The organism is Vineibacter terrae, from assembly GCF_008039615.1.
In the GTDB taxonomy this organism is placed as follows: domain Bacteria; phylum Pseudomonadota; class Alphaproteobacteria; order Reyranellales; family Reyranellaceae; genus Vineibacter; species Vineibacter terrae.
Genome location: NZ_VDUZ01000017.1, coordinates 97,782 through 120,747 on the forward strand (window position 1 = coordinate 97,782; position 22,966 = coordinate 120,747).

The window sequence follows — 22,966 nt, forward strand, 5'->3', positions numbered from 1 at the left end:
CGCCGAAGGCTGCAGATCCGATGGCCGCGATGCGCTTCGACCTCACCGACCTGCGCCTGTTCGTCCACGTCGCCGAAGCGGCCAGCATCACACGCGGCGCCGCCGGCGCCCACATGGCGCTGGCGTCGGCCAGCGCCCGCATCCAGGGCATGGAGCAGGCGCTGGGGGCAGCGCTTCTGCAGCGCGGCCGGCGTGGCGTGACGCTCACGCCGGCCGGACAGGCGCTGCTGCACCACGCGCGCCTGGTGCTGCAGCAGGTGGAGCACATGCGCGCCGAGCTGGGGGCATATGCCAGCGGCCTGCGCGGCCACGTGCGCCTGTGGAGCAACACGGCGGCGCTCAGCGAGTTCCTCCCGGAAGCGCTGGCGGCCTATCTTGCCCGGCATCCGAACATCGATATCGACGTGCAGGAGCGCCCCAGCTACGCCATCACGCAGGCGGTGGCCGGCGGCTTCGCCGATATCGGGATCGTCACCGATGCTGCAGACCTGACCGGCCTGGAAAGCCTGCCTTTCGCGCTCGATCGGCTGGTGCTGGTGGCGCCGCGCGGCCATCGCCTGGCGCGCCATCGGCAGGTCGCCTTCCGCGAGGCTGCCCGCTATCCGTTCGTCACGCTGGGGACCGACAATCCGCTGCAGGAGTACATCAGCCGGCATGCCAGCCGCGCCGGCGCGCCGCCGCAATCGCGCATCCAGATGCGCAGCTTCGAGGCGATCTGCCGCCTGGTCGCCAACGGCGTCGGGATCGGCGTCGTCTCCGAGACGGCGGCGCGGCGATACCGCCGCGCCCTGCGCTTCGCGACGGTGGCCCTGAGCGACCCCTGGGCCTTGCGCCGTCTGGTCATCTGCACGCGTCGCCTCGACGCCCTGCCCGTCCATGCCCGCCGCCTCGTCGAGCACCTCAAGGCCACGGCATGAAACGCTGGAAGGCGATGCTTGCGGCAGCCGCAGTGGCGCTCGTGGCTGTCGCTGTCGTCGGTCATCCCGTGCGCTGGACCGAAGCGGCGCTGCTGACATTCGACATCGCTGCCGGTGGTGCGCCGACGCCTTGGCAAGACGTGACGCCGGCGCCCACCCGCACCACGGTGCGCTGGGCGGTCGACGGCCGTGCCGTCGGGGCAGACCTCTACACGCCGGGTGGTCGCGCCCGGGCGGCGCTGGTGCTGGTTCCCGGCGCCGCAGCCCTGGGCCGCGAGGACAAGCACCTGGTGGCGTTCGCACAGTCGCTGGCGCGGGCCGGGTTCGCGACCTTGGTGCCGGAGCTGCCCGCGGTGCGCCGCCTGGCGTTGTCGCGCGCCGACGCCGACGTGCTGGCGGACGCGCTGCGGGCGCTGCACCGCCAGGGCCTCGCCGCGGTGCTGGGCGTGGTGGCGATCTCCTATGGCGTCGGCCCGGCGGTGATCGCCACGCTCGAGCCGGACGTCAACGGCACCGTGGGCTTCATTGTCGGCATCGGCGGCTACCACAATACCGACGAGGTGATCCGCTACATCACCACGGGCACCTATCGCCGGATCGGCGACGGCCGCTTGCACCGACGGGCACCCAACCCCTACGCCCGCTGGACCTTCATGCTGGCCAATGCCGAGCGGCTTCCCGACCCGGCCGACGCGGTGCTGCTGCGAGAGGCGGCGCAGCGCAAGCTCGCCGATCCGGCGGCGCCGACGGCCGACCTGCGTGCCGGCATGACCGCCGATGCCCAGGCCGTGCTCGACCTGATGGAGAACGAGGTGCCGGACAAGGTGCCGGCGCTGCTGGCCGCCCTGCCCGATCCGATCCGCACCAACATCGATGCCCTGAATCTGGCGCTTTACGACCTGGGCGCGCTGAAAGCCCGGCTGATCCTGGTGCACGGCCGCAGCGATCCCACCATCCCCTTCACCGAAAGCGAGGCCCTGGCCGCCGCCGCGCCCAAGGGCGCCACGTCGCTCTACCTGATCGACGGCATCGGCCATGTCGAGTTCAACGCCGTGAGCATCGCCAATGCCTGGTCGATATGGTCGGCCGTCGACCGCGTGCTGGCGCAGCGGCGCTGACGACGCCACGTCAGCCATCTTGTGATGATCTGCCGAAAGGAATCCGGCGCCGGCAGATGTGGGGCGACAGCCCCGTTGCGGCGGGGTATGCTCGCCGCAGGCAGGTCGCGGATATGCGTGACCGGCGGCCGGATTGACCGTCAAGGCACGGATCGTCCACGGCCCTCGAACCAGTTGTTCGGGAGGATCGTCTATGGCCACCATTCGCAATCCCATTGAATATGCAAACGATTCGCTCAAGGGCCTGGGACATGTGCTGGGCTCGACATTCCACGCTGTCGGCGGCGCCGACGAAACCCGGCATGCTGCGCCCCCCGTTGTTAGCCGCATCGGATTTGCCGATCTGCGCGATGCGTTGGCCAAGGGGTTCAACGACTTTGGCGCATTCCGTACCGACGTAATCTTCCTCGTGCTGGTCTATCCCGTCATCGGCCTGGTGCTGGCGCGCGCGGCCTTCGGCCAGGACATGCTGCCGCTGCTGTTCCCCCTGGCATCGGGCTTCGCGTTGGTCGGTCCCGTGGCCGCGGTCGGCCTGTACGAGATGAGCCGCCGGCGCGAGCAAGGACACGAGATCAGCTGGGCGGACGCCTTCGGCGTGGTCCGCTCGCCGGCGTTCGGCGCCATCATGGTGCTGGGCCTGCTGCTGGTGGGTATTTTCGGCGTCTGGCTGTTCGCAGCGCAACTCATCTACGACATGACGCTGGGCCCCGAGCCGCCAGCCTCGTTCTTGGGCTTCGCCCATGACGTGTTCACGACCAGCGCTGGTTGGACCATGATCGTGGTCGGTGTCGGCGTCGGCTTCCTGTTCGCTGTTGCGGTGCTGGCCATCAGCGTCGTGTCGTTCCCGCTGATGCTCGACCGTGGCACGGCGCTGGACACGGCGGTCGGCACGTCGATCCGGGCCGTGAAGGCCAACCCTGGCCCTATGGCGGTCTGGGGCATGATCGTGGCCGGCGGCCTCGTGCTGGGCTCGATCCCCTTGTTCATCGGCCTGATCATCGTCATGCCCGTGCTGGGACACGCCACTTGGCACCTCTACCGCAAGGTGGTGCCGCGACCGTAGGTCAACCACCCGCTACGTCGTCTCCGCGGGCGCGATACCGATCGCAATCGTCGAGGTGGACGCGCAGCGTGATCAACCGGCCAACGACCTCGAACGGCGGCTCGACATGCGTGACACCAGCCTTGACGGACCCGTCCGTAAGGCTTTCAGGCTGTGGGATCGACATGCCGGTCCCGCAGACAGCCTCCCGCACCGGAACGCTCGCTTCCACTGCCTATTGCCGCTGGATGCCGAGCTGATCCGCCGTGCGGCGCCAGAGGTCCTGCTCCGACCGGATGAACTGCGCCAGCGCGACGCCTGACAGCGCCTCGGGATACATGCCGAGGGCTCCCATACGCGCCGCGACCTCTTGATCGACGGTGGCCTTCCTGATTTCCGCCGCCAGCCGCTCGACGATGGCATCTGGTGTTCCCCGCGGCGCGACGAGCACGAACCACCCGTCAACGACCATATCCGGCACCATCTCTGCGACGGTGGGCACCGTCGGATACCGGGCCAGACGTTTTCTCGAGAAGACGGCAATCGGTGTCAGCTTCCCGGACTCGACCATCGAGGCCAGCGCCGCAACACCATCGGTCATCAGCATGGCATCACGGCTCAGCAGCGCCGATATGGCGGTCGTGCTGCCGTTGAACGACACGGTGAAGAATTTGCTGCCGCTGCGATGAGCCAGCATCTCGGTCGCAAGGTGCGGCACCGAGTTGAAACCGGAAACCGCAACGGTCACGATATCCGGCTGTGCCTTGGCCAGAGCAAGGACGCCGCCCAGCGTCTGGGCTGGCGCGTGCGCTGCCGCCACCATCAGCAGCGGGGCACGTGCCACCAGCGCGACAGGAACGAAATCCTTGTCGAAGTCGTACTGCATCTCCTTCATCGTATGCGGTGCAACCGTGATCGCCGAAGCGTGAACGACGCCCAGCGCATAGCCATCCGCAGGCAGACGCCTCAGTGCGCCCAACGCGATGTTGCCTCCCGCGCCGCCGCGCGAATCGACAATGAACTGCTGCTGGAACGCCCGGCCCAACCGGTCGGCCAGCAGCCGCGCCATGACGTCGGGTGCAGAACCTGTTGCTGCCGTCACGATCACTCGCACCGGTTTGTGTGGCCAGTTTTCGGCCAGCACGCCAGTCGGCACGCCCACCAGCACCGCCAGCCATAACACCAGCGTATCGGCCATCCTCATGACAGGCGCTCGCCAGACTGGTGCCCCCAGGTGCTGAACCGCTCGTATCGCCCCGGGCTCCAGGGCGTGGTCTCGATGCGCAGGCCGCCCCAGCCGACCTCCAGGTCGAAGCCGGATGGCGTGCGGCAGTAGAACGACACCATGCGGTCGTTGGGATGCTGTCCCAGCGTGCGCGTGATCGGCACGCCGGCGTCGCGCGCCCGGTCATAGGCCAGGCCGACATCCTCCAGCGCGGCGGCTTCGACCATGATGTGGTTGAGCCGTTTGGGCAGCGTCATCGGCAGGCCGGCATAGGCGATCGAATGGTGCCGCGGGTTCAGGTGCAGGAAGGACACCGTTACGGGCAACGGTCCGATCCGGTCGTGGATACGATCGCTCAGCCCCGCGCCCAGCGCATCGACACAGAAGCGCTCGCTGCCGGGAAGGTCGGCCGTGCCCAACACGATGTGCCCCAGCCCGCCATCGCCGGTCACGAACCCGCCGGCGACCAGGGGTGAGCGGAAGACCTCGCCGCCATCACGCGCACCCGTCGCCAGCTCGAACGGTGTGCCGTTGGGATCGTCGAACCGGAAGAACCGCGTCACGCCGCGCAGCGCCGCCTCGCCGTCGCTGCCCGGGGACACGGCGACGCCGGCGCCGCGCAGACGTGCAACCCGCTGCTCCAGCGCCGCCTCGGAGTCGACCTCGAAGCCCGCGAAGGCGAGGTCATCGCGACTGCCGGGCAGCACCAGGATGCGCCGGGCACGCGCGTCGAAGCGGCATGCCAGCCCGGCATTGAGGGTCTCAACCGCGAAGCCGCAGATCGCGTCGGCAAACCGTGCCCACGCCGCGAGGTCCGATGCCTCGACGCCGATATAGCCGAGCCGGATCGTCATGAACGTGCCTCCTGTTGCCTGGCTCCGCGGACACGCTCCAGCAGCGCATCGATCGCTGCGGGAGGCGCATGGCCACGCCACGCGACACGCTGGTCGGGCCGCACCAGGACCAGAGGGTGGTCGTACAGAGCTGCCGCCTGCGGCTCGGCGCTGATGTCGACAACTGCCAGCGGCAGCCCCTGGCGTGTCGCCGCCGCCTGGAACGCCGTCGACAGCGGCGTTCGGCCATGCGTGACCAGGGTGAAATCCGGCCCGAGCAGATCGTGCAGCCAAGCGCCATCGCGCAGGCGGGCCTGCGGGGCACGGCAACCCGGCGTCGTCGAGGGCTCGTAGCGGTCGATCTCGAAGGCCGGCGCGATGCCATCGTCGTAGGCGATGACCGGCGAGCCGCCATAGGCGATGGCGAAGTTCAACCCCACGGGGTTGAACTGCGCCTTGTCCGTCGCCAGCAGCGCCGCGCCGTATGCCCGTCGAGCGCCATCACCGTCGGGGCCGTCATCCTCCAGCGCCGCCGGCAGCCTGACGCGGCCCTGCTCGGCGAACAGCCGCTGCGCGGCGCGCGACACCTGCTCGCCGATCGGCTGCCGCTCCGCCTCGTAGGCGTCCAGCAGCGCGCTCGATCCCCAGCCTTTGAGGGTAGCCGCCAGCATCCAGCCCAGCGATATGGCATCTTCGATGCCCGCGTTCATGCCGAAGCCGCCATAGGGAATCCAGAGATGGGCGGCGTCGCCGGCCAGGAACATGTTGCCGGCACGATAGCGGTCGGCGACCAGGCGGCGTCCGGTCCAATCCTCCGCAGCCAGGATCTCGACATCGACTGGTGCGCCGATCACCTGCGCGATCATGGCGCGCGTGTCGGTGGCATCGAACGCCTCCTCCCGCCGCAGCGTGCAATGGCACAGCCACAGCGACTCGCCGTCCAGGGCGATCACGTTGCCGCGCCGCTCGTCGTTGATGATCCAGGTCATCCAGGCAGCGGCCCGGGGCTGGCGCGCCTTCAGGTCGTGGGACCGCAGATAGACGGAGCGCGTGCGGGACAGGTTGTCGTCACCGTGCAGCTTCGCGCCGATCGCCTTGCGGACCAGGCTGCGCGCGCCATCGCAGCCGACGGCGAAACGCGCACGCAGCCGGCGCTCGCTGCCCGTAGCGGGATGGCGGACCAGCGCCTCGACACCGGCCCCACGGTCCGTCAGCGCAGTCACCTCGGCATCGAAGTCCACCGCGATACTCAGCGTGTCCATCGCGTGCCGGCGCAGCACGGGCTCGAGATACAACTGGCTGATGCGATGCGGCGGCTCCGGCGTCGGCCACGTGCCGTCCAGCGAACCGTCCGCATCGTCATAGCGCCGGGACCACGCAGGGAACGGAAAGCGGCCCAGCTCGTGACCGAGGAAGCGCGTGGCGTAGGCGACATCACAGGGGTGATCCGCCGGCAGGCCGGCGCGACGCACCTCGGCCGCGACGCCCAGCCGCCGGAAGATCTCCATGCTGCGCGCGCTCGTGGTGTTGCATTTGGGATGGGCCGGCGCATCGGCGGGGCGCGCCTCGAGCACCCGCACGCTGACACCGCGGCTGGCGAGATCCATCGCCAGCGTCAGGCCGACCGGCCCGGCCCCCACCACCAGGACATCGCAATCGCAGCCGTTCGTGTCGCTCATCGTCGCGCCCTGGGCGTCGTTTCCTCGACGCCGGGCGTACATCACGCGCGCATGGGCGGGAAATCGAGAGTCGGCATCCAGGTATCAACGGTATAAATACCTGGCTGCCGAGGTATCCAGGAGTGACGCATGACCAACCTGCGCCGCGTCAACCTCAACCTGATGCCGGTGCTGCGCGAGCTCCTGCGGACCCGCAATGTGACGCGCGCGGCCGAACGCCTGGGCCTCACCCAGTCGGCCACCAGCGCCGCCCTGGGGCGCCTGCGCCTGCTCCTGCAGGACGACCTGCTGGTGATGGTGGGACGCCGCATGCAGCTGACGGAGACGGCGGAGCGTCTGGTCGTGCCGCTGGAGGAAGCCCTGGCGGCGCTCGAGCAGGCCATCGTGCCGCCGGCGTTCGACCCAGCCCGCCTCGACCGCCGGTTCGTGATCGCCACCGCCGATTACGTTTCCTTCCTGTTGGCGCCGGCGGTCGTGCGCGGCATCACCCGGGCGGCGCCGCGCTGTACGCTCCAGATCGTCGACATCCCGGCCAACTATGCCGCCGCCATGCGCATGGGCGCGGCTGACCTGCTGCTGGCGCCCGATCTGGGGATCAGCCGGCAGCCGGGCATGAAGCGCGCGCCACTGATACGGGACCGCATGGTCTGCATCGCCGCCCGGGATCACCCCGATATCGGGGCGCGGCTGGATCGGCGGACCTATCTACGGCTGCCGCACGCGACCTTCCGCACCGGCGGCGACAACGAGACCAGCTTCGAGCAGCACCTGCTGCACCGCCTGAACGTGCGGCAGAACGACGTGGTGTTCGTGCCCAACTTCATGCTGCTGCCGCAGATCGTGGCCGAGACCGCCTGCATCGCCCTCGTCCACCGCAGGCTCGCCGAGCGCTTTGCGGTGATGGCGCCGATCCGCATCATCGAGCCGCCGCTGCGGCTGCCCGACATCGAGATCGCGATGTTCTGGACCGCCAGCCAGGATCGCGATCCCGCCCATCAGTGGCTGCGCGCCCTCCTGAAGGCGGCAGCCACTGAGGCTTGAAGCGCGTAAGGCTACAGCCCCAGCTTCGCCGCCAGCCCGATCCGCTGCAGCTTGCCGGTCGCACCCTTGGGAATCTCAGGCAGGAACAGCACCTTGCGCGGCACCTTGAAGTTGGCCAGCCGCGCGCTCACGAAGTCGCGCAGCTCCTTCTCGGTGGCGGCCATGCCTTCGCGCAGCACCACGGCGGCGGCGACCTCCTCGCCCAGCTTGTCGTGCGGCATCGCGAAGGTGACCACCTGCAGCACGGCGGGATGGTCCATCAGGACCTCATCCACCTCGCGCGGGGAGACCTTCTCGCCGCCACGGTTGATGATCTCCTTCAGCCGCCCCGTGATGCTGATATAGCCCTCGCCGTCCATCACGCCCTGATCGCCGGTGCGGAACCAGCCGTTGGTGAAGGCCTCGCCGTTGGCGTTGGGGTTGTTCTCGTAGCCCGCCGTGACGTTGGCGCCGCGGATCACGATCTCGCCGGTCGCACCGGCTGCCAGCAGCGTGCCGGCCTCGTCCATGATCGCGATCTCGGGACCGGCGGCGACGCCGACGGTGCCCGGCTTGCGCGTGCCCGGCGGCAGCATGTTGCTCGCCATCTGGTGCGAAGCCTCGGTCATGCCGTAGGCCTCGATCACAGGGGCGCTGAACGTGGCCTCCAGCTCGGCGATCACCTGCGGCGGCAGCGAGGAGGACGAGGAGCGCACGAAGCGCAGCGGATTGGCGGTGATGATCGCCTTGTTCTGCGTCGCACGCGTCAGGATCGCCTGATGCATGGTGGGCACCGCGGTGTACCAGGTCGGCTTGGCCTCCTGCATCCAGGCGAAGAAGCGCAGCGCATTGAAGCCGGGTGTGCAGAACACGGCGCTGCCGGCCGAGAACGGCGCCAGCAGGCCGGCCATCAGCCCGTGGATATGGAACAGCGGCATGATGTTCAGGCCGCGGTCGCTTGCGGTGAACCGCAGCGCCTGGGCGATATTGCCGGCGGATGCGCAGATGTTGCGCTGCGCCAGCGGCACGATCTTGGGTCGCGACGTCGTGCCCGACGTGTGCAGGATCAGGGCGACATCGTCGGCTTCCGCATAGCGGCCGTTGCCGGTGCCGGCGCCGACATGATCGCCGAGCGTGAATGCGCCGGCGCCCTGCGACGGCTCGGCGGCGAGCTCGATCACCGGCACGCCCATCTTGCGGGCGACGCCGACCGCGGGCGAGTCGCTGCCCTTGTCGACCACCAGCGCCTTGGCGTTGATGTCGGACATATAGAACTCGAACTCGTCGGCGCGATAGGCGGGATTGAGCGGCGCGGCCGTGGCGCCCGCGGCGATGGCGACGAAGGCCGTGGCCATTTCCGGCCCGTTGGGCAGCACGATCGCCACCCTATCGTTGCGGCCGATGCCCATGCCATTGAGCGTGCCAAGGCTGCGATCGACAAGCCCGCGCAGGCCGGCATAGGTGAGTGGCGGCGTGCCGGGTGCCGCGATCGCGACGTCGGCGTCGGCGCCCTTGGCCAGCAGTTCCCGCAGCGTCGAAACCCTCGTCATGTCACGCCCTCTCAAGCCATTACCAGATGCATCATGCTGATCACGCCGGCTCGATCCGCAACCGCCCCTTGGCGGCCTGCAGCGAGCCGGCCAGGAGGCTGGCGCAGGCGTAGACCGCATCGATATGCGGCGTCGGCGTCTGCGTGATGCGGCCCAGCTCGACGACCGAGCCGACCAGCGCCTCGACTTCGATGACGCGGCCCGCCTCGATATCCTGCAGCATCGAGGTCTTGTGCGCCCCGACCGCCTCGGCGCCGGCGATGCGCTTCTCGAGCGACACGCGGAAGCGGATGCCCAGCTTCTCGCCGACAGCCTGCGCCTCCTGCATCATCTTGGCCGCCAGGTCCCGCGTCAGCGGAAAGCGACAGATATCGACCAGGGTCGCATGCGTGAGCGCGCTCAGCGGATTGAAGCTGAGGTTGCCCCACAGCTTGGTCCAGATCTCGGCCCGGATGTCGGAGGTCACGGGGGCCTTGAAGCCGGCCTTGCGCAGCGTCTCCGACACGGCCTTGATGCGCGGTGTCTCGCTGTTGTCGATCTCGGCGATCGAGAACCGGTTGCCCTCGATATGCTTGATGGATCCCGGCGCCGTGATCTCCGCTGCCGGATAGACCACCGAGCCGATCACGCGCTCGATCGGCAAATTGTCGGCGATCACACCGCCCGGATCGACGCTCTGCAGCCTGGCGCCCTCATGCGGCCCGGCCTGCTTCATGAAATACCACCAGGGAATGCCGTTCTGCGCCGTCATCACCATGGTATCAGGGCCATAAAGCGCGGGGAGGTCCTTGACGACCGCCGCCACCTGGTGGGCCTTCATGCCCAGGATCACCAGGTCCTGGGGGCCGGCGTCGGCGATCTTGTCGGTGGCGGCCACCCTGGCCACGGTCTCGCCGCCGGCCTCGTCGGCAAGCCGCAGCCCGCCGGCACGGATCGCCGCCAGGTGCGGGCCGCGCGCGATCAACGTCACCTGCTCGCCAGCCTCGGCCAAGCGCACGCCAAGCAGCCCACCAATCGCACCGGCACCGACCACGCAGATCTTCATCACGCCTCCCACGGGGCCGGCACGCCCATCCGGCCGGCGGCGCACTTAATCACGTCGGCGCCGCCGGCTAAAGCCTCATGGCGGCATCTGACTTGTGACCGCGGCAGGGCCATGACGCTGGCGTCAGTTGCTATAAGGCGCAATGCTCCTCGGTCTGCCTTATCTCGATGCCTTCCTGCTGTTTGGCGCCGGCCTGCTGGCGGCGGCCGCGAATGCCATCGCCGGCGGCGGCACGTTCCTGACATTCCCGGCCTTTCTCGCCACCGGCGTGCCGGCCGTGACCGCCAACGCCTCCAACGCAGTGGCGATCTGGCCTGGCCGGCTTCTGGTGATCGCGGCCTATCGGCGCGAGCTGGCGCGCCAGGCCGACCGGGCGCTGCGGACCGGCGCCATCTGCATCGCCGGCGGCATCACCGGCGCCTGGGCGCTGCTGCAGTCGAGCGACCAGGCATTCCTGCGCACCGTGCCATGGCTGCTCTTGATCGCTACGTTGCTGCTGCTGTTCGACCGGCCGATCCAGCGGCTCGTCGGGATCGGCACGCCGGGCAGCCGGCCCTCTCCAGCCTGGCGGGCGACGCTGACGGTGGCGCTGTTCCTGTGCGCTGCCTATGGTGGCTTCTTCGGTGGCGGCCTGGGTGTGATCCTGATGCCGCTGCTGTCGCTGTCAGGCGTGCGCGACATCCAGGAGCTGAACGCGCTCAAGAACCTCCTGGTGACGCTGATCGCCGGCGTGGCCGTGACACTGTTCGTGATCTCCGGCGCGGTGTCCTGGCCCGGCACCCTGGTCATGATGGCTGGTGGCGTGATCGGCGGCTATTGCGGCGGCGCCGTTGCGCGGCATGTGCCGGCGCCGGCCCTGCGCGCCGTCGTGATCTTTTCCGGCTTTGCGCTCGCGGCGTACTACTTCTGGAATATCTACCTGCGCCCGGCGGCAGGCTGACGCGGCGATTGCGCTTGGCCACCGCCTGTGGCTAAGACAGCCAGCCGGAGAGGAGCTGCATGGGCGCGTTCATCGTCGAGTCATATTCCCGGAGCATGCAAGCCGAGCGGTCCGGCGCATGAGGGCGCTGGCAGCGATAGCCCGGGTCGGCGGCCGCCTGCTGGTCGGGCTGGTCGTGTTCGTGCTCACCCTGGCGACCGGCCTCTATTTCCATCTGCGCACGTCATTGCCCGACTATGCCGGCACGGTGCGGATCGCCGGGCCGCAGGCTCCGGTCGACATCGTGCGCGATCGCAACGCGATCCCGCATATTTTCGCAGGCTCGCTGGAAGATGCGATGTTCGGGCTGGGCTACGTTCACGCCCAGGACCGGCTGTGGCAGATGGAGATGATGCGCCGCGCCGCCGCAGGCCGGCTGTCGGAAGTGCTGCCGCCGGCGATCATTGGCACGGGCGTGCTGGACGTCGACCGCACCATGCGGGCGCTCGGGGTCTACCGGCGCGCCCAGGACAGCCTGGGCGCGCTTGCGCCGCGCACACGCAAGATGCTCGAGGCCTATTCGGCCGGCGTCAACGCCCACATCACCACCCACAAAGGGTCGTTCGGCCCGGAATTCACGCTCCTGCAGGTGACGCCCGAGCTGTGGCAGCCGGCCGACTCCCTGGTCTGGGGCAAGCTGATGGCGCTCAGCCTCGACGGCAACTGGCGGGCCGAGCTGCTGCGCGCGCGCCTGGCCAAGAAGCTGGGCGAGCCGCGCATGCTCCAGATGTTCCCGCAGCTGGGCGATGACCGCGAGTCGACCCTCTCGATCCTGGGCGATGCGCTGCTGAAGCTGCCGCTGGACCGCCTCTACCGCGCCACGAACAACGACCTCACGCGCAAGCGCGAGGCGTCCAACGAATGGGTGGTCGCCGGCAGCCACACCAGCAGCGGCAAGCCGTTGCTGGCCAACGATCCGCATCTCGGGCTGAGCGCGCCCGGCACGTGGTACCTGGCGCGGCTGGTCGGGCCCGATTTCGATATCCGCGGCGCCACGTCACCCGGTTCGCCCGCTGTCGTGCTGGGCCACAACGGGCACATCGCCTGGGGCTTCACCACCACCAACCTCGACAGCCAGGATCTGTTCGTCGAGCGCATCGATCCGGGCGATCCCGGCAAGTACGTCACGCCTGACGGCAGCCGGCCGTTCGGCGCCCGCGAGGAATACATCAACGTGCGCTTTGGCGAGCAGGTCAAGATCCGCCTGCGCACGACCCGGCACGGCCCCGTGATATCCGACGTGCTCGATCCCAAGGGAACGGAAGTCGAAAGCGGTCACGTGCTGGCGCTGTCGGCGACGGCCCTCGACCCGGCCGACACTTCGGCCGAGGGGTTCCTGGAGCTGGGCCTGGCGCGCGACTGGGAGCAGTTCCTGGCCGCGACGCGCAAGATCGTCTCGCCGATGCAGAACATGGTCTACGCCGACACGGCGGGCAATATCGGCCTCATCTCGCCGGCGCGGGTTCCGATCCGACGCAAGGGCGACGGCTTCATGCCGGTGCCGGGCTGGACCGGCGAGTACGACTGGGCCGGGTTCGTGCCGTTCGAGGAGCTGCCCCGCGCCTACAATCCCCCGGGCGGCATCATCGTGAACGCCAACGCCCGGCTGGTGCCCGGCAACTACCGGCACTTCATCAGCCGCGAATGGGCCGAGCCCTACCGCCAGCGGCGCGCCAACGCCCTGCTGTCGGGTGCCGGCCAGCATGCCGTGGGCAGCATGATCGCGCTGCAGGAGGACATCCTTTCGCCTGACACGGCCGACACGCTGCCGCCCCTGCTCGCCCTGCAGCCGCGCGATCCGCGCCAGGCCCAGGCCATCGACCTGCTGCGGCACTGGAACCGGCGCATGATCGCCGACCGCCCGGAGCCGCTGATCTACGCCGCCTGGCTGCGCAACCTGCAGCGCACGCTCTATGCCGACGAGCTGGGCGAGGAGCTGTTCCGGGAATACGCATCGCCCAACGTCGCCTTCCTGGTCACCATCTTGCGGGACCATCCGGAATGGTGCGACGACGTGCGCACGCCGAAGGCCGAAACCTGCGCGGAGGCCATGTCGACGGCGCTCGACGCGGCCCTGAACGAGCTGCAGACGCGCTACGGGCCCGCGATGGAAGCCTGGCGCTGGGGCGATGCCCATCCCGCAGCGCATCGTCACGCGTTGTTCGATAGCGTTCCGTTGCTGCGCGACGTGGCCTCGATCCGCTTCCCCGCCGATGGCGGCATGCACACGCTGAACCGGGCGACACCGTCCTTCCGCGACCGGCGCGAGCCCTATGCTGCCGTGCACGGTGCCGGCCTGCGCGCCATCTACGATTTCGACGACCTCGACAACAGCCGCTTCGCGATCCCGCTGGGCCAGTCGGGCAACTTCCTCTCGCCGTGGTACGCCAACTTCGTGACCGGCTGGCGGGCGTTCGACTATCTGCGTATCGGCGGCTACCGCTTCCGGCTCCAGCGCGAGGGCATCGGCACGATCAGCCTGCTGCCGGTGCCGCCGGCGAAGTGACATCGTCGGCCGGCGCCAGCCAGCCGCGATAGTGCACCAGCCGGCCCAGCACGGGCAGTCCGATCGACACGTCGAAGCGAAAGCGGCCAGCGCTGTCGACCCGTTCGCAGGCGGCGATGCGTGGCCACAGGAACCGCGGCAACGTCAGCCCCAGCACACGCCCGCTCTCCAGCCGCAGGTCGATGCCCTGTGGCGACACCATCGCCCGCATCGCGAAGGCGACTGCGCCGAAACGCTCGACGATCAGGCCCTGCTCGCGGCCGGTGCCAGCGTATTGCAGCGAGCGGAACGTATGGCAGCCAAAGGTGCGGCGCCAGGTCTCGACCCCGTCGCGGACATCGAACGCGACCGTCACCGGCACATCCGTGGCCGTAGCCGGAAAGCCGAACAGGCGTGCCGCAGCCCGCGCCAGAAGCCCCTGCACGCCGCCGACCTCGGCGCGCCCCTGCCACACCGCGCCGGCCGATACGTCGTGCAGGCGCCGGATGCTCGCCGGGAGGCTGTCATAGGCCGCCCCGATGCTTTGCACGTAGAGTGGCTGGGCCAGCTCGCAGGCCCACCGCACCGCAAGGCCCTCGGCTTCGGCCAGCACCTCGTCCATGGCCAGCAGACCGACACACGGCATGGCGCCGCGCGCCGTCACGGCGCCACGGGCCAGCTTGCGCGCCAAGGCCACCGAGGCCAGCGCCGGAATCCACGGGCCATCGCCGGCCTCGGCCAGCAGCCGCCAGCGGCACGTGACCGCCCGGCCGGCGGCATCGCGGCCGGCAACGTCGAGCAGCATCCCGCCACGATCGGAACCCAGCCGACGCACCCGGTCGGCAAGCCAACGCAACGCATCCGTGAACGGCACAAGCGAGGAGAGCCACCTCCAGCGCACCGACCACGACAGCAGCCACAGGCCGACATGCAGCAGCGACAGCTCCAGGCCGGCATGAAAGGCGACGCGCCCGCGCACGGCGTAGCGCTCGGGAAACAGCGTCAGGTCGGGCACGTCGCATAGCGCGAACCTGCGTGGTCCCAGACTCGGGCCGTCCGGCAACGCCAGGACACGGCGATGCAGGTCCTGCCAGCCGATGCCGGTGGTCCAAGCACCGTCCCGCCACAACCGCACCGGCCGGCCGACATAGCTGAGGATCGCGGCGATCGTCGCCCGCCCCCGCGGCGCCCGGTTGCCCGGGGTGATCGCGATGTCGATGGCATCGATGCGCGACAGTCCGCTGGCGACGTGCTCGATGACCGCGGCCGACAGGGCCGGTACGGAGCTGGCGCCGCTCGCGACCAGCACCCCGGCGGCACGGGCGGCGTCATCGAGCGTTCCTATGCCGCAGACAAATCCGCGCGCATCCGCGAGGTCGATATAGTGGATGCCGGCTTCGATGCAGGCCTCGGCGACCCGATAGTCCGCTCCCTGGAAGGGCCCGGCTGTGTGGATGACGGCGTCCGGTCGCAGGCGCGCCAGATCACCGGGCCAAGTCGACGCGGCGAGGTCGAGGGTTGCCGCGGTGATGCGCTCGCCGCCATCTTGCGCACGCAGCGTCGCGGCGAGCGCCTGTGCCGGCTCCAGGCGGCGGGCGGCGATGACCACGTCGACGCTGGGATCGCGCGCCAGCAAACGGCAGACGCGCTCGCCGAACGCGCCGGTGCCGCCAATGACCACCACGCGGAACGCAGCCACTGCCGGTCAGCCGAGATCGCAGACGCCGTCGAACAGGATCACGGAGCCACCGGCCGGCAGGATGACCCGCACGGGCTGGCCAGCCACCGGTACCGGGCGCGCAGTGCCCATGACCTCTCCATCGCGTTCCCATGCAGTCTTGGGGAATCCCGGCCAGCCGGCCAGCCGCCACTTCGCCGCATGGCGGTCCACACGGGACTCGCCGACCGGGCAGGCAGTGGGTACAGTTTCCCTGGCGGCCGGCGGTCGGCTGCCTGCCTCGGCGGGACGGTACGGCAATCGATGTTCATCCGGCAGACCACGGCTCCACTGCGCTTCTTTCGCACGACACCGGCGCTGCGCTGCCCCTACCTGCCCAACCGCTTCGAGACCAAGCTGGTGACCGAGCTGGGCGGCCCCGATGCCCTGGACCTGCACGACCAGCTCACCGATGCCGGCTTCCGGCGCTCGCACCACTATGTCTACAAGCCACTCTGCGGCACCTGCCGGGCCTGCGTGCCGGTGCGCATTCCGGTCGCCACGTTCACGCCGAGCCGCTCGCAGCGCCGCACCTGGCGGGCCAACCAGGCGGTCTGCGGCGCCGTCGTGCCGCCCATGGCGACCAGCGAGCAGTTCTCCCTGTTCTCGCGCTACGTTGCCGCGCGCCATGGCGACGGCGACATGGCCGAGATGGATTTCGACGACTACCGCGCGATGATCGAGGAGAGCCCGGTCGATACCCACCTCGTCGAGCTGCGCGAGGACGGGCGGCTGGTCGCGGCCTGCCTCACGGACTGGCTGGGCAACGGCATCTCGGCGGTCTACAGCTTCTTCGAGGCGCGCCTGCGACGCCGGGCGCTGGGCGTGCAGATCGTGCTGTGGCTGGTCGAGGAGGCCAAGCGCCGCGGCCTGCCCTATGTCTATCTCGGCTACTGGATCGAGGGCTCGGGCAAGATGGCCTACAAGGCCCTCTACCAGCCCCTGGAGGCGCTGGGCGCCGCCGGCTGGGAGCCGTTCGATCCGGGCAGCGCCGAGCCTTGTGATCCGTAGCTGGCGTCCAGCGCCCTGCTGGCGCGCGGCCGGCGCGACATCGCCGGGCGCGAGATCTGCAGCCAGCTCCTGTCTGGCGTTCAAGGGTCAGGCTTTCGGAGAACGACCTCACCCCATCGCGCCGACGCCCAGCAGCGCCAGGGCGACGGTGCCCAGCGCGATGCGGTACCAAGCGAAGGGGGCGAAGCCGTAGCGGCTAATGAAGGCGATCAGCCGCGACACGACGGCCATGGCGGCGATCAAGGCGGCGGTGAAGCCGATCACGATCAGCAGGATGCCGTCGGTGTCGGCGCCCAGGGTCGACCAGTTCTTGAAGACGTCGTAGACCGTGGCGCCCAGCATCGTCGGCATGGCGAGGAAGAACGAGAACTCGGCCGAGGTCGGCCGGTCGACGCCGAACATGCGCGCGCCCATGATGGTGGCGCCCGAGCGCGAGATGCCGGGGATCATGGCCACGGTCTGGCAGAAGCCGATGCCCAGCGCGGTCTTCCAGCTCAACCCGTCGACGGTCTTGATCGCCGGCCGCGGCGCGATGCGCTCGATCAGCAGGATGACGAAGCCGCCCACGACCAGGGACGTGGCCACGACCCACGGGTTGAACAGCACCGACTTGATCAGCCCGTGCGCCAGCGCCCCGATCACGGCCGCCGGCAGGAAGGCGACCAGCACATTGATCGCGAAGCGCGTCGCCACCGGATCGCGGAACAATCCGGCCAGCGTCACCCAGATCCTGGCGCGGTAGAGCCAGCATATGGCCAGGATGGCGCCGAGCTGGATCACGATCTCGAACACGCGCCCCTTGGGCCCCTCGAAGCCCAGCACCGCCTCCATCAGGATCAGGTGGCCGGTGGAGGACACCGGGATGAACTCGGTCAGCCCCTCCACCACACCCAGCAGCAGGGCCTTGAGCGCGACGATCACATCCATGCGGACCTCATATGCGTCCTCCCCACGTCAGTGGGGAGGTGCCCTGAAGGGGTGGAGGGGAGCCGACGCGGTCTCAGGAACAGAGACTCCGTGGGTTCCCCCTCCGGCCTTCGGCCACCTCCCCCACTACGTGAGGGAGAGAGTCATCCGAACTTGACGGCCCGGGGCGAGCCGGTCGGCGGCAGGCGGCCGGCCTGGGCACGCTCGCCGATCCACTCCTTCAGGTCGGCCTTGGTCTTGGTGCGGCCGGCCCATTGCAGGCCCTGTGCCAGCACGAACGCCTTGGCATCGGAGAGGCCGCCATCCTTGTGCTTCTGCAGGATCACGCCGCGGCCGCGCGCCATTTCCGGCACATCGCCGATAGGGAACACCAGCAGCTTGCGGTTCTCGCCGATGGCGGCGACGTGGTCGGCGCCATCGGGCACGATGCTGCAGGTGACCGCCTCCTCGCCCTCGCCCAGGTTCAGCACCTGCTTGCCGGCCTTGGTCTGCGCCACGACCTCGTCCTCGGCGACGATGAAGCCGCGGCCCTCGTAGCCCGCCACCAGGAACCTGCGGCCGCCCTTGAGCACCAGCAGGTCGACGATGTCCTGCTCGTTGCCCAGGTCGATCATCAGTCGGATCGGCTCGCCATGGCCACGGGCGCTGGGCAGGCGGTCGATGCCGATGGTGTAGAAGCGGCCGTTGGTGCCGAACACCAGCAGCTTGTCGGTCGACATCGCATGCAGGGCAAACTTCTCGCGATCGCCTTCCTTGTACTTCAGGTCGGCGATGCCGCCCGGTTCCAGGTGGCCCTTGGCGGCGCGGATCCAGCCCTTCTCCGAGCAGACCACCGTCACCGGCTCCTTCTCGATGAAGGCGTCGATCGGCATCTCGACCGGCGGCGGCGCATCGGCGATCTCGGTGCGGCGGCGGCCCTTCTCGGTCCTGGGGCCGTAGCTCTTGCGCAGCTCCTGGATGTCGGCGGCAATCGACTGCCACTGCTTCTTGTCGTCGGCCAGCAGCGCCTTGAGGTCCTTGCGCTCCTGCGAGAGCCCCTTGTGCTCCTTCTTGATCTCGATCTCTTCCAGGCGGCGCAAGGCGCGCAGCCGCATGTTGAGGATCGATTCGGCCTGCAGGTCGGTGAGGCCGAACCGCCGCATCATCACGGCCTTGGGCTCGTCCTCGTTGCGGATGATCGCGATCACCTCGTCGATGTTGAGGTAGGCGATCAGGTAGCCGTCGAGGATCTCCAGCCGGCGCTCGATCTCGGCCAGGCGGTGGCGCGAGCGGCGCTGCAGCACCACCTGCCGGTGATCGAGCCAAGCCTGCAGGGCCTGGCGCAGGTCCATCACCCGCGGCACCTGGTCGGCGTCGAGCACGTTGAGATTCAGCGGGAAGCGGATCTCGAGGTCGGTGAGCTTGAAGAGCTGCTCCATCAGCAGCTCGGCCGGCACGTTGCCGGTCTTGGGCTCGAGCACGAGGCGCACGTCGTCGGCCGACTCGTCGCGCACGTCCTCGAGCATCGGCAGCTTCTTGGCGTTGATCAGCTCGGCGATCTTCTCGACCAGCTTCGCCTTGGGCACCTGGTAGGGCACCTCGGTGACCACGATCCGGTACTGGCCGCGCGGCAGCGGCTCCTTCTGCCACTTGGCGCGCACGCGGAAGGCGCCGCGGCCGGTCCTGTAGGCCTCGAGCACCTGCTCCCGCGGCTCGACCAGCACGCCGCCGGTCGGGAAATCGGGCCCCGGGATGTGCTCGACCAGGGTCTCGATGCGCGCGCTGGGCGCCTTGATCAGGTGCAGCAGCGCATCGCACAGCTCGCCGACATTGTGCGGCGGGATCGAGGTGGCCATGCCCACCGCGATGCCGGCGGCGCCGTTGGCCAGCAGGTTCGGGAAGGCCGCCGGCAGCACCACCGGCTCGCGCTCGGCGCCGTCGAAATTGGGCCGGAAGTCGACCGCGTCCTCGTCGATGCCGGCCAGCAGCGCCTGCGCCACCTCGGTCAGCCGCGCCTCGGTGTAGCGCATGGCCGCGGCGTTATCGCCGTCGATGTTGCCGAAGTTGCCCTGCCCGTCGACCAGGGGATACCGGGTGGCGAAATCCTGCGCCAGGCGCACCAGCGCGTCGTAGATCGACTGGTCGCCGTGCGGGTGCAGCTTGCCCATGGTGTCGCCCACGACGCGGGCGCTCTTCTTGAAGGCGCCGGCCGGGTCGAGCCGCAGCTCCTGCATGATGTAGAGCAGCCGCCGGTGCACCGGCTTCAGGCCGTCGCGCACGTCAGGCAGCGAGCGGGCCATGATGGTGCTGAGCGCATAGGACAGGTAGCGCTCGGAGAGCGCCGATCCCAGCGCGACGGTGCGGATGGGCGCCGGCGGTGGTGGCGGCGCAGCGGAAGAGGTCTGTTTTGCCATAGATCGAGGGGTCTGCGGCCGCACTAGCCACAAATTGTTGTGCTAAGTCGTTGAAGGGTTTCGATAAACCGGTCGCGCGCCGGAGGCAAGGGTTTGTTGTGTGGCCAAAAGACGTGGCGCTCCAGGAAGTAGCCCGTCAGCTCCAGGCCGGTGAGCACCTCGTCGGTGGCTGCCAGCGTGCGCCGGGCCAGAAAGTCCGGCAGCGCCAGCAGCTTGTCCTTGTAGGGCTCGCCTGCCGTGCGGCTGACGGCCCGGCCGGTGCGCGGCGAGACGTAGGCCAGATCGTCGCTGGCGCCGGTCGCGGCGCAGCGCTGCAGATCGAGCCCGAAGCCCAGCTCCTGCAGCAGCCCCAGCTCGAGATGCACGTAGATGGTGGGCCAGCCGGCATGGCCCAGCGCGCCCAGCAGCGCCGCCACGCCCTCGAACAGCGCCGGGTGCGGCTCGCGCTCGGGCAAGGCGGCGTCGAGCGTGGCGCAGGCGGCCAGCAGGCCGGCCAGCGCCTGTGGATCGTCCAGCGCCCGGGCGGCATGGGCCGTCTGCAGCTCGCCCTTGAAGGTGCCGAGCTGATCGGCCAGCCGCGCCCGCCATTCGGCGCGCACCCGGTTGCCCGGCTGCCAGACCGGCCGCTGCCGCGTCGAGGCGCCGCCATGCACCAGCCCGGCGTGGCGGCCATGCGCAGCGGTCAGCAGCGAGACGATCAGCGCCGACTCGCCATGCGCGCGCGCCGCCAGCACGATCCCGTCCTCAGTCCACTCCACGGAACCTCGCTTTGCGTTGGTGAATCGTTCCCCGGCGGCAGGGCTATCGCATATGGCCCGCTTCCCGTCATCCCGAGCGAAGCGAAGGCCCCTGCAGCGTCGATGCCAGGGAACGCCGGCACCAGAACCGAGGGCTCGCCGCGGCGCCGGTCCGTCATGAGAAAAATTTCCAGCAGCGAAATCAATGACTTGCCGAATCTCGGTCGAAAAAGGGCGTGACGGAAACGTCGAAAATAACGCAAACGCGCCGAGCAGCTCCGGACCACGCCTTTGAGCGCGTGAAATCTTTCGTTCATGTGGATATCGCGCGCCGCCGCGGACGAGCGCATGTCGCAGAACCCGCACGAGTCGCCGCCTTATGTTATTTTAGGGGATATCTATATTTGTATCATGACGATGCACAAAAATCAAGTCATTTGATGCAGGTATAAATAGAGACCACGTACAGAATCAGTCGCCATGGTATTGTTGTTTTGAAATTACCACTCAAGATGATCGTCGGCGCATTCTTCACTGAAATCATGGGATTGCGTGCGTTGCCTGGCATCGAGACACCACGACCGATCTCCCCGCCTCCGACGGAACGAAAGGCGCCGCCGTTCATCCTGGGCCGACGTGGATCAATCGAGGTCCAAATGAAAACTGTAACTCTCTCTGTTGCTTCGCATGCCGACGTGCACGCGCTCCTCAACGCTGGTGTTCTGGAACGCGTGGAAGATGACCGTATCGCCTTCCCCTACGATGCCGTCCATGTCGATTTCACACTGACGCGGGCAGCATGACGGAAGAGCGACGTGCATCGCTCAGGCGCCTGATCGATATCGCCCAAGCGCGATACGGATAAAGCGCTGCAGTTTCCGGTTCTCTCCGGGTCATAGACATAGCGATCGATGGTGATCTGGCTGTTGGGCCCGATCGTCAGCAGCACTGTGCCGTCGTTGAACACCAGGTGCGCCCGTCGCTGGCTGTGGTGCGGATCGCTTCGTTGGCGAACAGGCCAGGGCAATTTTCTATTCCTATGGCGAGATAAAGTTATGTGCGTCATCCCTTGAGTTCATTTAGATGATGATCATCATCAATACGCACTGGCAAGGATGACGTGACATGCGACAGGCTGTGATCGCGGGCTATGTCCGCACCCCGTTCCATTTCGCGCGCAAGGGCGCCCTGATCGGCGTGCGGCCCGACGACCTCGCGGCGATGGTGGTCAAGGCCGTGGTCGAGCGCGCCGGCGTGGCGCCCCAGACCATCGAGGACGTGCTGATGGGCTGCGCCTATCCGGAAGCCGAGCAGGGCAACAATATCGCGCGCATCGCCGTCCTGCTGGCCGGGCTGCCGCTGTCGATCGGCGGCGGCACGGTGAACCGGTTCTGCGGCTCGTCCATGACCGCCATCCACATCGCCGCCGGCCAGATCGCGATCGGGGCCGGCGACGCCTTCATCTGCGCCGGTGTCGAATCCATGACCCGGGTGCCGCAGGGCGGCTTCAACTTCTCGCCCAATCCGCGCTTCCGCCGGCGCGACAACCCTGACGCCGAGCTGATGACCGAGGCCTATATCGCCATGGGCGAGACGGCCGAGAACGTGGCCAGCCAGTACCAGATCACGCGGCTGGAGCAGGAGAAGCTCGGCCTGGCCTCACAGCGCAAGGCGGCCGCGGCGCAGGAAGCGGGCCGCCTGAAGGACGAGATCACGCCGGTGGCCACGCCGGACGGCGTGGTCGATGTCGACGGCTGCATCCGGCCCCACACCACGCTGGAGGGGCTGGCCGGCCTCAAGCCGGCCTTCCGGTCCGACGGGACCGTCACGGCCGGCACGGCATCGCCGCTCACCGACGGCGCGGCCGCCGTCCTGGTGTGCGCGCAGGACTACGCCGCGGCGCATGGCCTGGCGGTGCTGGCCCGGGTGCGGGCCGTCGCGGTCGCGGGATGCCCGCCGGAGATCATGGGCATGGGGCCCGTGCCGGCGACACGCAAGGCGCTGGCGCGGGCCGGCCTCACGATCGATGACATCGACATCGTCGAGATCAACGAGGCGTTCGGCAGCCAGGCCGTCGCCTGCCTGCGCGAGCTCGGCATCCCGCACGAGAAGGTCAACATCGACGGCGGCGCCATCGCCATCGGCCATCCCCTGGGCGCCACCGGCGCGCGGATCACCGGCAAGGCCGCCCAGCCCCTCAAGCGCGAGGGCAAGCGCTTCGCGCTGTCCACACAGTGCATCGGCGGCGGCCAGGGCGTCGCCACCATCCTGGAAGCGGTCTGACCACC

The 22,966-nt window shown here is 68.9% G+C and carries 18 protein-coding genes; 9 read left to right on the forward strand and 9 right to left on the reverse strand.

Features of this window, described 5'->3' with window-relative positions; genetic code table 11:
* Positions 1-29: 29 nt before the first annotated feature.
* The 3 genes from FHP25_RS16450 (at position 30) to FHP25_RS16460 (ending at position 3,098) form a co-directional block, all read left to right on the forward strand.
* Complete coding sequence (locus FHP25_RS16450; protein ID WP_147848064.1) at positions 30-917, forward strand: LysR family transcriptional regulator; 888 nt, start codon at positions 30-32, stop codon at positions 915-917.
* Positions 914-2,035 (forward strand): alpha/beta hydrolase family protein, encoded by a 1,122-nt coding sequence (locus FHP25_RS16455; RefSeq protein WP_147848030.1) that lies wholly within the window; start codon positions 914-916, stop codon positions 2,033-2,035. Before FHP25_RS16450 ends, FHP25_RS16455 begins: the two co-directional genes overlap by 4 nt.
* Before the next feature lie 193 nt (positions 2,036-2,228).
* Positions 2,229-3,098, forward strand: a complete 870-nt coding sequence (locus FHP25_RS16460) for a DUF2189 domain-containing protein (RefSeq protein ID WP_147848031.1) — start codon at positions 2,229-2,231, stop codon at positions 3,096-3,098.
* A 214-nt stretch (positions 3,099-3,312) separates the two neighbouring features.
* Here FHP25_RS16460 and FHP25_RS16465 read toward each other — a convergent pair whose 3' ends face one another.
* Genes FHP25_RS16465 through FHP25_RS16475 form a run of 3 tightly spaced genes read right to left on the reverse strand, consistent with a single transcriptional unit; the run spans position 3,313 to position 6,814 of the window.
* Positions 3,313-4,275, reverse strand: coding sequence for a Bug family tripartite tricarboxylate transporter substrate binding protein (locus FHP25_RS16465; protein WP_178133571.1), 963 nt, complete (start codon positions 4,273-4,275; stop codon positions 3,313-3,315).
* A 2-nt stretch (positions 4,276-4,277) separates the two neighbouring features.
* The gene (locus tag FHP25_RS16470; protein WP_147848033.1) at positions 4,278-5,156 is read right to left on the reverse strand and encodes a VOC family protein; all 879 of its coding nucleotides are present in this window, start codon (positions 5,154-5,156) and stop codon (positions 4,278-4,280) included.
* Entirely contained in the window at positions 5,153-6,814 is a 1,662-nt protein-coding gene (locus FHP25_RS16475; RefSeq protein WP_147848034.1) for an FAD-dependent oxidoreductase, read from the reverse strand. The genes FHP25_RS16470 and FHP25_RS16475 overlap by 4 nt, the downstream gene beginning before the upstream one ends.
* A 129-nt stretch (positions 6,815-6,943) precedes the next feature.
* Here FHP25_RS16475 and FHP25_RS16480 point away from each other — a divergent pair, with 129 nt between their 5' ends.
* On the forward strand, positions 6,944-7,855 hold the full coding sequence (locus FHP25_RS16480) for a LysR substrate-binding domain-containing protein (RefSeq protein ID WP_147848035.1): 912 nt from the start codon (positions 6,944-6,946) through the stop codon (positions 7,853-7,855).
* 11 nt (positions 7,856-7,866) lie between these two features.
* Here the strand turns inward: FHP25_RS16480 and FHP25_RS16485 are convergent, their stop codons facing one another.
* Positions 7,867-9,384, reverse strand: coding sequence for an acyl--CoA ligase (locus tag FHP25_RS16485; protein ID WP_147848036.1), 1,518 nt, complete (start codon positions 9,382-9,384; stop codon positions 7,867-7,869).
* Between the two features lie 40 nt (positions 9,385-9,424).
* On the reverse strand, positions 9,425-10,429 hold the full coding sequence (locus FHP25_RS16490; protein WP_147848037.1) for a 2-dehydropantoate 2-reductase: 1,005 nt from the start codon (positions 10,427-10,429) through the stop codon (positions 9,425-9,427).
* 142 nt (positions 10,430-10,571) lie between these two features.
* Between FHP25_RS16490 and FHP25_RS16495 the strand changes: the two genes are divergently transcribed.
* Both FHP25_RS16495 and FHP25_RS16500 read left to right on the forward strand, forming a co-directional pair.
* Positions 10,572-11,369 (forward strand): sulfite exporter TauE/SafE family protein, encoded by a 798-nt coding sequence (locus FHP25_RS16495; protein ID WP_147848038.1) that lies wholly within the window; start codon positions 10,572-10,574, stop codon positions 11,367-11,369.
* Between the two features lie 118 nt (positions 11,370-11,487).
* Complete coding sequence (locus tag FHP25_RS16500) at positions 11,488-13,914, forward strand: penicillin acylase family protein (RefSeq protein ID WP_147848039.1); 2,427 nt, start codon at positions 11,488-11,490, stop codon at positions 13,912-13,914.
* Here the strand turns inward: FHP25_RS16500 and FHP25_RS16505 are convergent.
* Entirely contained in the window at positions 13,883-15,592 is a 1,710-nt protein-coding gene (locus tag FHP25_RS16505; RefSeq protein WP_147848040.1) for an SDR family oxidoreductase, read from the reverse strand. The two genes, FHP25_RS16500 and FHP25_RS16505, sit on opposite strands and share 32 nt — an antisense overlap.
* Positions 15,593-15,874: 282 nt before the next feature.
* On the opposite strand from FHP25_RS16505, the gene FHP25_RS16510 reads away from it, so the two are divergent.
* A complete protein-coding gene (locus FHP25_RS16510) occupies positions 15,875-16,621 on the forward strand; it encodes an arginyltransferase (protein WP_147848041.1) in 747 nt (248 codons plus the stop codon).
* 108 nt (positions 16,622-16,729) lie between these two features.
* Here FHP25_RS16510 and FHP25_RS16515 read toward each other — a convergent pair whose 3' ends face one another.
* The 3 genes from FHP25_RS16515 to recO form a co-directional block, all read right to left on the reverse strand.
* Positions 16,730-17,548, reverse strand: coding sequence for an undecaprenyl-diphosphate phosphatase (locus tag FHP25_RS16515; protein ID WP_147848042.1), 819 nt, complete (start codon positions 17,546-17,548; stop codon positions 16,730-16,732).
* Positions 17,549-17,691: 143 nt separating this feature from the next.
* Entirely contained in the window at positions 17,692-19,941 is a 2,250-nt protein-coding gene (parC, locus tag FHP25_RS16520; protein WP_147848043.1) for a DNA topoisomerase IV subunit A, read from the reverse strand.
* 23 nt (positions 19,942-19,964) lie between these two features.
* Positions 19,965-20,699 carry a DNA repair protein RecO gene (recO, locus tag FHP25_RS16525; RefSeq protein WP_147848044.1) on the reverse strand — a complete coding sequence of 245 codons (735 nt, stop codon included), beginning with the start codon at positions 20,697-20,699 and terminating at the stop codon, positions 19,965-19,967.
* Between the two features lie 491 nt (positions 20,700-21,190).
* Here recO and FHP25_RS41415 point away from each other — a divergent pair, with 491 nt between their 5' ends.
* Together FHP25_RS41415 and FHP25_RS16535 are read left to right on the forward strand one after the other, a co-directional pair.
* On the forward strand, positions 21,191-21,481 hold the full coding sequence (locus FHP25_RS41415) for a hypothetical protein (protein WP_218578412.1): 291 nt from the start codon (positions 21,191-21,193) through the stop codon (positions 21,479-21,481).
* Between the two features lie 322 nt (positions 21,482-21,803).
* Entirely contained in the window at positions 21,804-22,961 is a 1,158-nt protein-coding gene (locus tag FHP25_RS16535; RefSeq protein ID WP_147848045.1) for a thiolase family protein, read from the forward strand.
* Positions 22,962-22,966 lie beyond the last annotated feature (5 nt).

Bases quoted from the DNA above. Each gene is read 5' to 3' on its own strand.
- FHP25_RS16450 (WP_147848064.1), top strand. From the start codon at position 30: ATGCGCTTCGACCTCACCGACCTGCGCCTGTTCGTCCACGTCGCCGAA.
- FHP25_RS16455 (WP_147848030.1), top strand. From the start codon at position 914: ATGAAACGCTGGAAGGCGATGCTTGCGGCAGCCGCAGTGGCGCTCGTG.
- FHP25_RS16460 (WP_147848031.1), top strand. From the start codon at position 2,229: ATGGCCACCATTCGCAATCCCATTGAATATGCAAACGATTCGCTCAAG.
- FHP25_RS16465 (WP_178133571.1), bottom strand. From the start codon at position 4,275: ATGGCCGATACGCTGGTGTTATGGCTGGCGGTGCTGGTGGGCGTGCCG.
- FHP25_RS16470 (WP_147848033.1), bottom strand. From the start codon at position 5,156: ATGACGATCCGGCTCGGCTATATCGGCGTCGAGGCATCGGACCTCGCG.
- FHP25_RS16475 (WP_147848034.1), bottom strand. From the start codon at position 6,814: ATGAGCGACACGAACGGCTGCGATTGCGATGTCCTGGTGGTGGGGGCC.
- FHP25_RS16480 (WP_147848035.1), top strand. From the start codon at position 6,944: ATGACCAACCTGCGCCGCGTCAACCTCAACCTGATGCCGGTGCTGCGC.
- FHP25_RS16485 (WP_147848036.1), bottom strand. From the start codon at position 9,384: ATGACGAGGGTTTCGACGCTGCGGGAACTGCTGGCCAAGGGCGCCGAC.
- FHP25_RS16490 (WP_147848037.1), bottom strand. From the start codon at position 10,429: ATGAAGATCTGCGTGGTCGGTGCCGGTGCGATTGGTGGGCTGCTTGGC.
- FHP25_RS16495 (WP_147848038.1), top strand. From the start codon at position 10,572: ATGCTCCTCGGTCTGCCTTATCTCGATGCCTTCCTGCTGTTTGGCGCC.
- FHP25_RS16500 (WP_147848039.1), top strand. From the start codon at position 11,488: ATGAGGGCGCTGGCAGCGATAGCCCGGGTCGGCGGCCGCCTGCTGGTC.
- FHP25_RS16510 (WP_147848041.1), top strand. From the start codon at position 15,875: ATGTTCATCCGGCAGACCACGGCTCCACTGCGCTTCTTTCGCACGACA.
- FHP25_RS16515 (WP_147848042.1), bottom strand. From the start codon at position 17,548: ATGGATGTGATCGTCGCGCTCAAGGCCCTGCTGCTGGGTGTGGTGGAG.
- parC (WP_147848043.1), bottom strand. From the start codon at position 19,941: ATGGCAAAACAGACCTCTTCCGCTGCGCCGCCACCACCGCCGGCGCCC.
- FHP25_RS41415 (WP_218578412.1), top strand. From the start codon at position 21,191: ATGATCGTCGGCGCATTCTTCACTGAAATCATGGGATTGCGTGCGTTG.
- FHP25_RS16535 (WP_147848045.1), top strand. From the start codon at position 21,804: ATGCGACAGGCTGTGATCGCGGGCTATGTCCGCACCCCGTTCCATTTC.